Genomic DNA, 13,316 nt, shown 5'->3' with positions numbered 1-13,316 from the left:
GCCTCCAGTCCATCCGTGGTCGCGCTGCGGGTCCCGATCACGCGTCCGCAGGACGGGCGCGACTACGACACGCTCCTAGGCAAAATCTCCGACGTCTGACATGTTAACGGCTGGTGACGTGCACCGTCCGAGGCGTGAGGAGAAGACGTGACGAAACAACAGATCACGGCGATCGCGGGCCTGCTGCTGCTGGCCATGCTGTTGACGGTCTTGATCGGGGTGTTCGACGCTCGCCGACGTGTCATCGCCTCGGAAGGCAATGACCTCCGCACGGGCCAGAGCGCGTGGGTGACCACGACGCTCGACGATCTCGAGCGTGCGCGGAGCGCGTTCGAACCGGGGACGAAGGTGTTCTTGGGTCTGGACGGTGACGTCCGCGCCGTCGTGGTCCTGTCCGGACAGTGGACAGACGTTCCGCTGCACGACGGGCACGCCCTGACCGGACGTCCCGGCGAGGCCCTCGTCGGCGCTGCCGTCGACGTCCGCGGCGAGGACATCACCGTCGATGGCATGACGTACGAGGTGGTGGGGCGACTCGGCGTTCGGGCCGACAGCCTGCTGTCCGACGATGTGGTCCTCGCTGATCCGTCGCGGTTCTCGGCGTCACCAGAGCGACTGCTCCTGGACGGCCCGAGCAGCGCCCGCCACTACAGCGCACAGTTCCCCGGCAGGAGCGTCGAGATCATCGACGACGGCACGAACCGCAGGACGAACGTCGACGCCGTGTCGCCCATCCTGGTCGCGCTCGGTTCCCTCGTCGTCGTGCTCATCGCCGTGGTCGCCGGGCTGCAAGCTGGACGATGGGAACTCCGCGCTGCCGCCGTCCGCTTCACCACGGGGATCCGACCGCTGACCACCCTTCGCAGCGCTGCCATCCGAGTCGGCGTGATCAGCACCGCCGCCTTTACGACCGCCCTCGCGGGCGCGGCGGTCGTCAGGCAGACCACCATCCTCGACCTCGACGTCACCGCCGCAGCCGTCGCGGTCGGAACCGTCGTGCTTGCCGTGTCCGTCGCTTCGTTCTTGCAAGGAAGCCGTCGATGGAACTGCTGAACGACCTCCGGTCCAACTGGGCGATCATCGTCGCCAAGATCGTCCTGCTCGTGCTGCTCGCACTCTGCTGGTACAACGTGGCGTCGTTCACCCAGTCCACATCGCAGGCCGTGGCCCAGGGCCTGTCCGCTGATGCCGATGTCGACCTCTACACGGTGGTCGACGATCTCGACCCGGATGCTTTCGAAGCGATCCGGCGAGACCAGCACGCACTCGACGACGTCGCCTCGTTCGTCGACCGCGTCGATGACGAGCCCGGATTCGACTTCATCTCCTCGTACGACCAGCCCGTCACAGTCCAGGACTTCCGCGGCGACGACCGCTTCGACGTCGGTTACGGCACCGAGTACACGCTCAACGGGAAGTACCAGGACGAGTCGGGACGAAGCGTCCAGGACATCAAGTCGATCCAGCTCAACGAGACCGCGTACGCGTTCGCGGGGCTCTCCGTGCAGGACGGCAAGCCGATCGAGTGGAGCGCTGTCGACTGGGGATCCGGCCGGATCCCGGTGCTGCTCGGCAACGAGTACCGCGGCGTGTACGAGCTCGGGGAGCGATTCACCGGAGCGGTCATCCTGCAGGAGCAGGAGCTCGAGGTCGTCGGATTCCTCGAACCGAACAGCGCCATGTACTTCCGCGGTGAAGCGAACCACTACCTCGATGACACCGTCATCGTGCCCTACCCACCGACAATCGCCGGACTCGACCGAGCAGCACTCGACCGGCTGGATCCCGAGCTGTTCGGACGCCTGGTGTTCCAGGTGCTGAACTCCGACCTCGCCGTCGATCACAGCCTCGATTTCGGAGGCGTTGTCGCGCGACTCGACGCACTCGGAGACGACACCGGCTTCCGGTCGTACACGTTGCTCGGAGTTCCGACCTACCTCGTGCAGCTCTCCCTCGTCCGCCAGCTCATCCAGGACAACCTGGTGCTCGTCACCGCGCTGCTCGTCGTCCTCACCGCGGGCATGGGCATCATCACGGCGTTCCTCAACCGGCTCCTGCATCACCGTCGAGCGCCAGTGGCACGGGTGCACCATCTCCTCGGGAGGAGCCCGGATGCCACGAACCGACTGTTCCGCGCCAGCCGCCTGACCGAGTACACCGCCGCGCTCGGGCTGTTCCTCGCGTCCAGCGCGCTGCTCCCCAACGACAGTGCGATGGCACGACTCGGAGCCGGCACCGCCCTGCTCCTCTGGTGCGTGGTGGACGGCGTACTCGGTCGACGAGCCGTTCGCATCGAACTGACCACCCAACGCCGAAGAGGTACCCCACGATGATCGTGCTGCGAGACGTCTCGAAGACCATCACCGAGCCCGACGGCTCGACCCGAGCACTGTTCGACCGACTCGACTTCGACCTCCGCGAAGACGATCGCTCAGTGGCGATCACCGGGCGCAGCGGATCCGGCAAGAGCACGCTGCTCCGGATCCTCGCCGGCCTCGACACCGACTTCGGCGGGACCTACGAGCACGACGGGCACGTGCTCGAGCGCACCGCACGCAGGATGGCGGCGCACCGACTCCGACACATCGGCATCGTCACCCAAGACCACAGCCTCCTCGGCGACCGCAGCGTGCTCGACAACGTCCGGCTCGGCGTTCCTGCTCGCGCTGACTCCGCCGACCGAGCACATGAGGCTCTCGAGGCGGTCGGCATCAGCCACCTCGCTGGCAAGCGCCCACGACGACTGTCAGGAGGAGAAGCGCAGCGCGTCGCGATCGCTCGAGCCATAGCGAAGCGCGCTACCGTCGTCCTCGCCGATGAGCCCACCGGCGCACTGGACGAGACGACCGAAGACGACGTGCTCGCCCTCTTCGACCGGCTACAGCAAGCGGGAACCAAGTTCGTGATCGTCACCCACAGTGAGCGGGTTGCACAGCGATGCGGACGGCAACTCCACCTCCACCACGGGCAGCTCCTCGCGCGCGGCACGTGACGGACTGGAGGCACGGTGCCAGCTGGCATCGGGCCTCCAGTCCGTCAGTGGTTGCGCTCCATATCCCCGATCACGCGTGCGCACGGTCACGGATGAAGAACTCGGCGAACATCTGCCGTTTCGCCGCGTGTGAATCGGGCTCGAGCTCGAGTCCCTCCATGTTGATGTCGGTCCCGAACAGTCGCAGGATTCCCGGGCCGTTCGGCCCCGCGGTCTCGAGGGACACCGAGAACAGTGTCGGCGACGTCTCTCCTACAGCGATCCGTCGGGCCTCTGCAAACGCCGCACGGTACGTCGCGTCGGTGACGCGGATCACACTGACCGACCAACTCGTGGCGTCCCAGTCGGGCGCGACCATCTCGCCGCTCGGTGCATGGAAGAAGTGCACGACGAACGTGTCGCGCTCGCCTTCGGTGCCGTAGTGCCGCTCGTCCACTTCTTCGATCTGCACGAACTCATCCTGTCAGCGTCAGCCGGGGCGTTCGAGGCCGCGGACCAGCCAAAGCATGCACCTTCGCCGGTACCATCTCGGCATGGCTGAAGCAGGTCTGCTCGCAGCGAGCATCGCAGTCCTGGTGGGTACGGTCGCGATCCTCGTGAATCGTGTGCGGACCCCGGCCTGGGTGCGAGACGCGCAGCTCACCTTGAACGCCAGCCCCGTGACCAGCCTGCTGCTACTCCTCTGCGGTGCGCTCCTGGTCGCCCTCGTCCTCGCTTTCGGGATCTTCTTGCTCGCCACCGGGCACAGCGTCGTCGGGTGGGCCATGGTCTGTCTCGCTGCGACCGGCATCGCTCACCTCGAGGTGACCGTGTGGATCCGGCGACAGCCGCTCTCGTGATCAGGTGCGGAGTCAGGCCGTGGTCACTGTGGATGTTTTGCGGGAGACCCCATGCCGTTCGCGATCTGCGAGGCTCGGGTCATGTCGTGGCCACAGGCTGATCCCCTGGATTCGGATCGTCTCGCCCTGGAACCGCTTGCCGTTGACCACGCAGCCGAGATGCTGACCGCCCTGGCTCCACCAGAGCTCTACCGGTTCACTGGCGGCGAGCCACCAACCCTGGACGAACTGGGCGCACGGTACCGCCGCCAATCCCAGGGCCAGTCCGAGGACGGGAGCGCGGGTTGGCTGAACTGGATCGTCCGTTTTGCCTGCGGCGGACCCGCGATCGGATTCGTGCAGGCCACCCTCGAGCGCAAGGAGGACGGCCTCGTGGCGGACCTCGCCTGGCTGGTCACGCCAGAGGAACAGGGTCGAGGGATCGCCGTCGAGGCAGCAGCAACCGTCGTGACGTGGTTGCGTTCGATCGACGTCCGACACATCAGGGCTTTCATCCATCCCGATCACACCGCCTCGATGCACGTGGCGCGACGGACCGGGCTTGCACCCACGAGCGCTCTGGTCGACGGCGAGCTCCTTTGGGAAGCCTTCTTGCCTACGGCCGCTGAGCACTGATGCTGTCCGGTAGCCGATCCGTCAGCGAGACAGGTTGCTATGCCAGCGATGACCGGAGTGCGGCTGCTTGGGCCGCGGCGAGACCTTGCTCGGCTAAGGCGAGAAGAGCGGTGTCGTGTCCGCGTCGGAGCTCGACCGCTTGACGGAAGTCCTCGATTGCTCGGTCCGCGCGGCCGGCGGCGAGCAACGCCTTCGCTCGGTGTTGCCGCATGACGGCCTCCCGGCCGGTTCCAGCGCACTCCGCAACGAAGCCGACCGCCTCTACCGGATCGCGATCGATCACCGCGACTGCAAATGCTGGAACCGGCCCGCAGTTCCTAGCAACCCCGCAACCCATCCGCGCGCCTCGGGCTGCGAGATGTGAGTGATCGGCGTCGCCCTACCGAGCCCTGCCCTGTGCGAGCGTTCATGGCTTCACGGACCGCTCATACGCTTTGCTTGGCGTGATCCGCCGTGAGGGACGTGGCGGAGCGAGGGGACTTCTGGTGCGTCTGAGCCGACTGTTTACGCCGACTCGTCTTGTGATCGTCGCCGCCACCGTTGTGGCGGCGCTGATGGGGGCTGTCCTCACCGCGCCAGGGGAGCTGGCCGCTGCGGACACTGCTCCGGGAGCTCAGTTCATCGCGTCAACGGGGCGGATCCTGGACACCCGGAACGGCACGGGGGGCTACAAGACCGCCATGCCGGCGAACACGTGGCGAACCGTGCAGGTGACCGGGAAGGCAGGAGTGCCGTCATCTTCTTCGGTAACTGCTGTGGCACTGAACCTGACCGAGGTCAGTCCGAGCGGCCTGGGGCAGGTTTCAGTGCGCCCGAACGCGAATACTGCCGCGACCCTGGTCGGCACTTTCGATGGCGGTGACCTGGGGACCACGTCAAACCAGGCGGATGTTGCCGTGAACAGTGACGGCACGATCCAGGTGGAGACCAACGCGTCCACCCAGCTCGTGGCCGATGTCGAGGGGTACTACTCCACCGAATCGTCGGCCGCCGGTGGGTACGTTCCGATTGCAGGGAAGCGGTACGTCGGCGATCAAGCCATCGCGGCGAACGGCAACTACACCGTGCAGATCACTGGCGTGAACGGCATTCCATCCAATGCCACTGCCGTGGTCGCGGACTTCGTGGTGAAGAACAAGGGGACGGATCAGGGTTACATCACCCCCGGTCCCGCGGGGTCAGGTGTCCCGACGACTTCACTGAGCTACCCGGGTGTGGCGAACGTGGCAACTGCGATCAGCGCACATGTGCAGTTGAGCGCTGACGGGAAGCTCGAGGTGTGGAACCGCAACGGGACCGCCATCGCGGTCAACATCGACATCGAGGGCTACTTCGTCCCGGGAACGTCAACTGCTGGGTCATTCACGCCGGGCTCCGGGCGCGCCTACGACACGCGGGTGAAGCCGCACGTTTCCGTCCCGAAGGGCAAGACGATCACCGTTTCTGTGGGTGGCACCCATGGGGTACCGAGCACGGCGGATGGTTTGTCGTCGGTTGTCGTCGACCTCATCGCTATCCACGGTTCGACCGACACTGCTGGCTTCGCCCGCGCCTGGGCTGACGGTACGGCGGAACCGAACATCTCGGACGTTGAGTACGCCCCGAACTCGATCCGCTCGAACACCAACACCGTCCCGGTCGGGCTGGACGGCGCAATCGAGATCCACAACCTCGGAACAGCTTCCGTTGATTTCGTCGTCGACATCGAGGGCTGGTATGGCGGGGGTGCTTCGACGATGTGCGCGAACGACACCGACTCGATCCTCGGGGAAGCAGCGGACACCACGACGCCGACCGTCGGTGCCTCCGAAGGCGACCCAGTTCTCTCAGCGGTGCTGACCAATTCGCTTGCCGGACGGGTGAACGGCCAGATCTTCGTAGTCGATTCAGCGGGGAAGGCTGTTGACGGCTCGCCCACCGCTACCGAGACAGTCGACAACGGGTCGACTATCACCTTCCACTTGCCTGCCGAGTACATCCAGTCCGGATCGAAGTACACGTGGTGGGTGCACGCGTACCAAGATGACACCTGCGCGGCGCAGGCCACGTCTGCCAAACACACATTCGTTGTCGGCACCCCTTCTCCGACGGCCGCGCCTGCGACGCAGACGATGACGGTCACCGGCGACACGCTGACCACGGCAACGGCACCCGACGGGCAGCAGGACTGCGAGGGAGCACCGTGCAACCTCACTACCGGCGCTATCGCGCTTGGTATGGACGGACAGAACGCCGACCACATCACCGCCCTGCATGCCGACCTTGGCGCACTCCCGACGGGCGCAACGATCACGTCGGCGTCCTTGAACCTCACTGCGAATGGGTGCTTCGGCGATTCCTGCTCGAGCGGAACGCTCTCCGTCGCGCAAGCGACACAGGATGTTGGCGCGGCGACAACCGGACTCGACATCGCTGCGACCCCGGCCGACAGCCCGTTGACGTTCCCTGAGTCGGCCTCGACCACGAGCTACGACATCACCACCATCGTCAACGACTGGTACGACAGCAATGGCGCCGGCAACTTCGGTGCGGTGCTCTCGGAGTCGAACACCGCAAGCGGCGCAACCGGTGAGAACTACTACGGGTCTGCATCGGCAGTGTCGCCGGCATCAATCTCCATCACGTACGTGCCTGCGTCTGTTCCAGGAGCGACGCGTGCACTGAAGGTGACAAGCGGTGACGGCGGAGTGATCGCAGCGTGGGCTCCTCCGACCAGCGCCGGTTGGTATGACACCACCGGCGCGACCGACGGTGTGAGCTCGTACACAGCGTCCGTCCTCAACTCCGCCGGAACACTTGTTTCCAAGAAGACCGTGTTCAAGCCTCGTGCCGTGTTCACCGGTCTGACGAACGGGAACGCCTACACGGTCAGCGTGGTCGCCAACAATCCCGCCGGTTCTGGGCAACCGACGGTCTCCGGCAGTGCCACGCCAGTCGCCGTCACCAACGGGCCCTCTGTATACGCCACCGCTGTCAAGAACCTCGTGGACGCCGAAAGCAAACTCGCCTCGGGCAGCGAGGCAAGCACGTCCGATGCGCTCAGCGGCGCATCAGCAGCATCTGTAGTGACCCCAGCGCTCGGCGTGCTCAGCACCGGATACCTCGACCAGTACGACACCGAGTCGGCGAATGATCAGCAGGACACGAACGACGTCACCAAACTCACCGATCTGCTCGCGGTCCCAACCGCTACCGGGGTGACATTGTTCGCAACCGCCACAGAGACGTACACGACCGTGGACACGAGCAGCGGCTCAGCGGAAAACGTGGACGGGCAATCGGACGACGACGGCGCCTACCTCTTCACGTTGGACGGCACGAACCCCACCCTGCGTGGATACGCCGACCAGGACGCCCTTGTGGAGCCGGTGACAACGAGCTCAGACGACAGTGCCGAAGACGCAGCCGGGTGGGCAGCCAGTGGGGATCCGGATCTCAGCTCCGTATCGACTACCGACTATCAAGGGCCAAAGGGCGGCAGCATCGTCGCTGGTGTTGCCAGAACTCGCACCATGGTGACTGCTGCACGCGGCGCGACTGGACCGACGGTGGACGTCGCCGGCGTCGCTGCATGGGCGTTGAAGTACTCGAAGGAGGATAAGTCCACCAACTGGTTCAGCCCGGACTGCACCAACTTCGTGTCTCGAGCACTGCACTGGGGCGGATTCGCCAACATGGTGAACAACGAGATGACCCAGCACATCTCTCACGACTCCAACCGGTGGTTCATCGACCGAGCATTCGGTCGGAATGCGTTCTACTCGATGTCCTGGGGCCACCAGCCGGAGAACTACAACTTCCAGCTTAGCCACGGGGCAGTGAGCGTCGGTAGGCGCAGCGTGAAGCCGGGATACATCGCATACGTAGCCTTCAAGGGTGGCGGTAAGAGCGGAATCGACCACGCCGCGATCGTGACGAAGGTCACAGCAGGCAATATCTATGTGTCGCAGCACTCGAAGAACAAGACCAATGAGCCGGTTTACGGCAGAGGCCAGACGTGGGCAGGACTTGACCCGCACATGAGTGGCCCTTACTGGGTGAACCCCTATGGGATTTAATATGAAAGCATCGATCAATTTGGTCCGAGCGGTGTCTCTTGCCGGGATCGCGATGTTCTCGCTCTCGGCGCTCGTCGGGTGCGCAGCATCCGACTCGCCGTCAGATGCGGGAGGGGAGCCATCCGACGCATCGCAGGTTAACGTGCGCGACGCGGTCATCGACGGACTCAAGAATGCTGATGAGAGTCAGTTCGTCACCGCTGTGAGCAAAGCAAACCGACCTGCAGCGGAGGTCGCCTGGTCAAACTGTAAATCGGTTATTGGGAAGCCAGCGAAAGTCACCTACGACGATGGGGTCGATCCGAGCATCATCGGTGTGATCTTGCACCCGAATGACCGCGCTCTCAAGCGATGCTGGGTGACACTCAGCTGGACGAAGGGCCAAGGCTGGGACGTCACGGCAGAGCTCACCCTCAAGGACGGATAGCCAACCTCACGTCCCTGGCCGACCGACGGCTCACGTTCGGCTGCCGCGGAACCGCGGTGGGAGGTTCCGGGCCCTGACGTGAGCTGACTGGGCCCGCTAGTGCTGCATCGACTGACCTCCAGCTCTGGAGCATGCTCGTCCCCGTGATTGTGGTCGTCCTCATCGCGGGGGTCACATCTGGGCTGTTCGCGCTCTCAACCAACCCGGTGGGAGACATCGCTGACGGCACGTGCATCGAGGTCGACATGAGTAGGCTACGGGCTTCAAGCCCACGCAGGCCGCGTCGGGCGGTGCCCTCTGACACCCCGTACCACCGCCGCACTTGATTCAATGGCAGCGCGAAACCGTCCTGCTGATCTAGCCCGATGAGCAGCATGAGCCTCTCCGACTGGTCCAACGACACGTCATAGCCGTCCGCCCAGTACGAGTAGGGCAGCTTGAAGTAGTTCCCGTCCGCAGCCTTCCGCGGCCGCGTATACGCGGCCTTGCTACCGGACTCTTTGAGGAGCAGGTACTGCATGCTGTTGCCGCGCGTTGACGCTCGATCAGGTCGAGCGAAGTGAGCTTCGAGACAACCTTGGACCGCCGTGACTTCGCCGCCGCTCCCGTTGCAGCGTCCTCCAAACGGAGGAGGTCCACCCAACGCAACCAGCATCAACATCCAGGGCCAGCAAACAAGGCGAGGACGGCGGTGCCGATGATGAGGAACGACAGCAGTCCAGACAGCAGATACTTCGTGGCCCGGGAGAACTGCACTACCTCGTTCACCTTTTCCGCCGCTGCGAGACGACCGCATACACGATGGCTGCGACGATCAGCGGGACGCCAACCCACGGCACCCAGGGGAGCACCCCAACACCCATCGTCATCCCTCCCGCCCGCCACGTCGGCAGTACCGAACTTCAATCAACCTCGCGAGTAACGCCGCGCGGTGCGGTGCGAGATGCTGCCCGTAAGCCGGTCCTTCCACGGACCTCGGTGTCCAACTCGGAACTGGACGATCCGCGAGCAGACTCGTGTCGCACATAGGTGGTCCGCTCATCGTCGCAATGACGGAGCCCTATGCGGACGACCCAACGACACCCGCCGGAACGACAGAAGCCCACCGAGATCATCGGTGGGCTTCTGTCGTCGTTTCCGACACGTTTCGGTCGGGCTGACAGGATTTGAACCTGCGACCCCTTGACCCCCAGTCAAGTGCGCTACCAAGCTGCGCCACAGCCCGCGAGTTCCGGAGAACTCAGGATCCCGGAGGATCCTCGCCCACGTCCGACCGGAGCGCGAGCGACCGGTCCAGCATAGCGGACGTCAGACCCCCTCCGTGCCACGGCGAGTCGGAGCAACGCGACCCGAACGACACGCTCAGCCCGGCCGCACCACCTCGCGCCGCGCCGCCAACCACGGCAACCCGAGCCCGACGAGCAACCCGCCGGACCCGTCCGCCGCCAGGTCCCCGATCGTGTCGTCGTACCCGACGAAGATCTTCGAGTCGACGAAGTTGTGCCCGAGCCACTCCCCCATCTCCCAGACCGCCCCGACCGCGAGTCCCGCACAGAGCGCGAGCACCGCGACGACCGCCCGGCGCTCGGCGTGCGGCGCCGGCACAGCACGCAGGTCGGCACCGATGACGTAGAGCACCGCCGCGAGCAGCCCCGTCAGCACGACGTGCATGAACTTGTCCCACAGGAACACGGTCGTGTACCACTCGAGCACGCTCGACCACCCGGCGAGGAGCACGAGCACGCACACCGCCACGTCGAAGGCCGGACGCAGCCCGAGCGTCCGCGGCACCACGACGCCGAGCAGCGCCAGCGCCATGACCGGGAACGCCGTTCCGCCCCACCCGACGCTCGCCACGACGACGCTCACGAGCGTCAGCGCCCGCACCACGTCGGCCACCAGGAACCGCGGCCGCAGGAACGTCGGTCCGAGCGTGGCGATCACGACGCCCACCGCACGACCGCGTGCACGGCGGCGTGGTCGGACGGCCACACGCCGCCCGGCCGCCGCACGTCGACCGCGACGCGGTCCACCTCCGCCTCGGAGGTCACGAGCACCCCGTCGATCCGCCGGCCACCGACGCGCGGACTCCCGTAGTGCGGGTACGTCCCGTAGGGCTCACCCACCTGCCTGGAGGCCCGCCCCCAGCTGTCCTCGACCCCCGCCTCCGCCAGGGCTCGCCATGGTGCGGAACCGGCGGGGCTGTTCCAGTCGGCCATGACCACGGCGGGCAGGCCGCGCTGCCGGACGATCCGGCCGAGCAGTTCGGCGGACCGCAGTCGGGCCCACGGCGAGGCGACGTCGAGGTGGGTGGCGATCGCCAGGAACCGGACGCCGGTCGCGCGGTCGTCGACGACGGCTCCGACGGCGTGCCGGGGGAAGGACGTGGCCCACGACCGCGAGCCGGGGCGGTGGGGTGTGCGGGAGAGTGCCCAGGTGCGGCGCTCGACGACGTCGAGGCGGGAGCGGTCGAGGAACAGGCCGACCTGTTCACCACCGCCGCCCGCTCCCCGCCCGGCCAGGACGGGCTCCCAACCCGACCCGAGGCCGGACGTCAGGTCGTCTGCCTGCGTGGGCAGGGCCTCCTGGACGGCGAGGACGGTGGGCGCTTCGGACGTGACGAGCGCGAGCACAGCGTCGCGGCGACGATCCCAGGCGTCCGGGTGTGTCGGCTGTCGCGGCACGCGGCGACGCACGTTGAGCGTCATGCAGTGCACCTCGGGCGACCGGACCGGTCCGATGAGCGGGCGGTCGTCGGGGTGGTGGGGCATGCCTCCCTTCTACGAGACGACACCCGTCGGATTCCCAGGGACCTCTCCGTCTGGCTCGTATGGTGGCTCGATGCGTTCTCGTTCCACCCCTCGTTTCCTGTTCGCGATCGCGGTCTCCGGGCTGCTGCTCGGAGCCGCCGGGTGCACGTCGAGCGGGCCGGACACGAGCCGCCCGACCCTGGCGAAGGCCTCGGCCGACACCGTCACGGTGGCCGACGCTGCGGACGCCGCAGCCCGGTCCGTCCGCGTCAGCAAGGCCCTGTTCGCGAGCGCTCCCGGAGCGGTCGTCGCCCGGGCCGGCGACGCCGACGGGATCCGTGGTGCGGCGAAGGCTGCGGCGAGCGCCCACGTCCCGGTGCTGCTGACGACCAAGGACACGAGCGCCGCCGTCGCCCGCGAGCTCGACCGGCTCGGTGCCGACTGGTACCAGGCTGAGGGCGACGTGTCGGTCGACACGGACGTCGAACAGCGGCAGGCGCCGGACGGCGGTGACGCGCCGGAGCCGACCCGGGCCTCCCGGCAGGCGACCGCGGTGGTGGCGGACGCGAGTGCGGACGCCGCCGCCGTGGCGACCGCGAAGGCCGCCGGTGCACGCGTCGTGACCATGCCGGAGGGCGTGACCGACCCGGCTGCCGCACCCGACGTGGTGACCGCGCTGCACGAGCGGGCGAAGCACCCGACCGTCCTGGTCGGCGCGGCGTTCGACGCCCTGCCGGATCCGGAGTGGACGGTCCGGGCTGCCGAGGGTGGGTTCCAGCTGCGGAACGGCGGTCAGCGGCCGTTCGACGGGCACCGGTACGTCGCGCTGTACGGGGCTCCCGGGGCGCCGGCGCTGGGCGTGCTCGGCGAGCAGGGGCCGAAGGAGACCGTGCAGCGCGCCGAGCAGGTCGCGAAGCCGTACCGGGCGGAGTCCGACGAGCGCGTGACGCCCGCGATGGAGGTCATCGCGACCGTCGCCGCCGGGGACGCCGGCGCCGACGGCGACTACTCGACCGAGCTGCCGGTGTCGACGCTCGAGCCCTACGTCGAGGCCGCGCACGACGCGGACATGCCGGTCATCATCGACCTGCAGCCGGGGCGGTCGGACTTCCTGTCGCAGGCCAAGAAGTACGAGTCGCTGCTGAAGAAGCCGGGCGTCTGGCTGGCGCTCGACCCGGAGTGGCGGCTGACGAAGGACCAGGTGCCCCTGCAGCAGATCGGCAGCGTGTCGGCGTCCGAAGTGAACGAGGTCTCCTCGTGGCTGGCTGCGCTCGTGAAGAAGGAGGGGCTGCCGCCGAAGGCCCTGGTGCTGCACCAGTTCCGGCTGTCGATGATCCAGGACCGCTCCGCACTGCAGACCCACCCGGAGCTCGACATGCTCGTGCACGTCGACGGGCAGGGCTCGCAGCCGGACAAGCAGGCGACGTGGAAGGCACTGCACCAGGGAGCGCCGGAGGGGCTGCACTGGGGCTGGAAGAACTTCTATGACGAGGACACGCCCATGCTGACGCCCGCGCAGACCATGCGGGACGTGCAGCCGACGCCGTCGTTGGTCACCTACCAGTAGGGCCCGGTTGGTCCGGTTGTCCACAGCCTGGAGGCGCGGGTCGGGTTTCGTCGGTTGCTCCTGACAGC

At 66.8% G+C, this 13,316-nt stretch carries 12 protein-coding genes and 1 tRNA gene; 9 read left to right on the top strand and 4 right to left on the bottom strand.

All coding sequences use genetic code 11. The features are described 5' to 3' along the window. Positions 1-147: 147 nt before the first annotated feature. Genes BR70_RS0102590 through BR70_RS0102580 form a run of 3 tightly spaced genes read left to right on the top strand, consistent with a single transcriptional unit; the run spans position 148 to position 2,992 of the window. Positions 148-1,053: a hypothetical protein gene (locus BR70_RS0102590; RefSeq protein ID WP_027464795.1), complete on the top strand. Its 906-nt coding sequence runs from the start codon at positions 148-150 to the stop codon at positions 1,051-1,053. Then, a complete protein-coding gene (locus BR70_RS0102585) occupies positions 1,041-2,333 on the top strand; it encodes a hypothetical protein (protein ID WP_027464794.1) in 1,293 nt (430 codons plus the stop codon). The genes BR70_RS0102590 and BR70_RS0102585 overlap by 13 nt, the downstream gene beginning before the upstream one ends. After that, positions 2,330-2,992 (top strand): ABC transporter ATP-binding protein, encoded by a 663-nt coding sequence (locus BR70_RS0102580; protein WP_027464793.1) that lies wholly within the window; start codon positions 2,330-2,332, stop codon positions 2,990-2,992. The genes BR70_RS0102585 and BR70_RS0102580 overlap by 4 nt, the downstream gene beginning before the upstream one ends. Before the next feature lie 70 nt (positions 2,993-3,062). On the opposite strand, the gene BR70_RS0102575 is transcribed toward BR70_RS0102580, so the two are convergent. Further along, positions 3,063-3,443 (bottom strand): hypothetical protein, encoded by a 381-nt coding sequence (locus BR70_RS0102575; RefSeq protein ID WP_027464792.1) that lies wholly within the window; start codon positions 3,441-3,443, stop codon positions 3,063-3,065. 82 nt (positions 3,444-3,525) lie between these two features. Between BR70_RS0102575 and BR70_RS0102570 the strand changes: the two genes are divergently transcribed. The 5 genes from BR70_RS0102570 (at position 3,526) to BR70_RS23065 (ending at position 8,931) form a co-directional block, all read left to right on the top strand. Beyond that, positions 3,526-3,831, top strand: coding sequence for a hypothetical protein (locus BR70_RS0102570; RefSeq protein ID WP_155896740.1), 306 nt, complete (start codon positions 3,526-3,528; stop codon positions 3,829-3,831). Positions 3,832-3,882: 51 nt separating this feature from the next. Next, positions 3,883-4,446: a GNAT family N-acetyltransferase gene (locus tag BR70_RS19165; RefSeq protein ID WP_231495618.1), complete on the top strand. Its 564-nt coding sequence runs from the start codon at positions 3,883-3,885 to the stop codon at positions 4,444-4,446. A gap of 115 nt (positions 4,447-4,561) precedes the next feature. After that, a complete protein-coding gene (locus tag BR70_RS23070; protein WP_155896739.1) occupies positions 4,562-4,810 on the top strand; it encodes a hypothetical protein in 249 nt (82 codons plus the stop codon). Between the two features lie 79 nt (positions 4,811-4,889). Beyond that, positions 4,890-8,504, top strand: a complete 3,615-nt coding sequence (locus tag BR70_RS0102560; RefSeq protein ID WP_155896738.1) for an amidase domain-containing protein — start codon at positions 4,890-4,892, stop codon at positions 8,502-8,504. A gap of 1 nt (position 8,505) precedes the next feature. Beyond that, a complete protein-coding gene (locus tag BR70_RS23065) occupies positions 8,506-8,931 on the top strand; it encodes a hypothetical protein (RefSeq protein ID WP_155896737.1) in 426 nt (141 codons plus the stop codon). Positions 8,932-10,082: 1,151 nt separating this feature from the next. On the opposite strand, the gene BR70_RS0102550 is transcribed toward BR70_RS23065, so the two are convergent. From BR70_RS0102550 to BR70_RS0102540, 3 genes are all read right to left on the bottom strand, one after another. Continuing rightward, positions 10,083-10,156: transfer RNA gene (locus tag BR70_RS0102550), tRNA-Pro, on the bottom strand. 137 nt (positions 10,157-10,293) lie between these two features. Then, entirely contained in the window at positions 10,294-10,875 is a 582-nt protein-coding gene (locus BR70_RS19160; RefSeq protein WP_155896736.1) for a DUF2238 domain-containing protein, read from the bottom strand. Continuing rightward, entirely contained in the window at positions 10,872-11,702 is an 831-nt protein-coding gene (locus tag BR70_RS0102540; RefSeq protein WP_027464788.1) for an endonuclease/exonuclease/phosphatase family protein, read from the bottom strand. The genes BR70_RS19160 and BR70_RS0102540 overlap by 4 nt, the downstream gene beginning before the upstream one ends. Before the next feature lie 70 nt (positions 11,703-11,772). Between BR70_RS0102540 and BR70_RS0102535 the strand changes: the two genes are divergently transcribed. Next, on the top strand, positions 11,773-13,248 hold the full coding sequence (locus BR70_RS0102535; protein ID WP_027464787.1) for a hypothetical protein: 1,476 nt from the start codon (positions 11,773-11,775) through the stop codon (positions 13,246-13,248). Positions 13,249-13,316: the final 68 nt, after the last annotated feature.

It is taken from the genome of Curtobacterium sp. UNCCL17 (assembly GCF_000686685.1).
In the GTDB taxonomy this organism is placed as follows: domain Bacteria; phylum Actinomycetota; class Actinomycetes; order Actinomycetales; family Microbacteriaceae; genus Curtobacterium; species Curtobacterium flaccumfaciens.
The sequence above is the reverse complement of the archived record's forward strand: the minus strand, read 5'-3'. Positions and strand labels throughout refer to the sequence as shown.

Excerpts from the sequence above, each read along its gene's own strand:
- BR70_RS0102585 (WP_027464794.1), top strand. The coding sequence starts at position 1,041 with ATGGAACTGCTGAACGACCTCCGGTCCAACTGGGCGATCATCGTCGCC.
- BR70_RS0102580 (WP_027464793.1), top strand. The coding sequence starts at position 2,330 with ATGATCGTGCTGCGAGACGTCTCGAAGACCATCACCGAGCCCGACGGC.
- BR70_RS0102570 (WP_155896740.1), top strand. The coding sequence starts at position 3,526 with ATGGCTGAAGCAGGTCTGCTCGCAGCGAGCATCGCAGTCCTGGTGGGT.
- BR70_RS19165 (WP_231495618.1), top strand. The coding sequence starts at position 3,883 with ATGCCGTTCGCGATCTGCGAGGCTCGGGTCATGTCGTGGCCACAGGCT.
- BR70_RS23065 (WP_155896737.1), top strand. The coding sequence starts at position 8,506 with ATGAAAGCATCGATCAATTTGGTCCGAGCGGTGTCTCTTGCCGGGATC.
- BR70_RS0102540 (WP_027464788.1), bottom strand. The coding sequence starts at position 11,702 with ATGCCCCACCACCCCGACGACCGCCCGCTCATCGGACCGGTCCGGTCG.
- BR70_RS0102535 (WP_027464787.1), top strand. The coding sequence starts at position 11,773 with ATGCGTTCTCGTTCCACCCCTCGTTTCCTGTTCGCGATCGCGGTCTCC.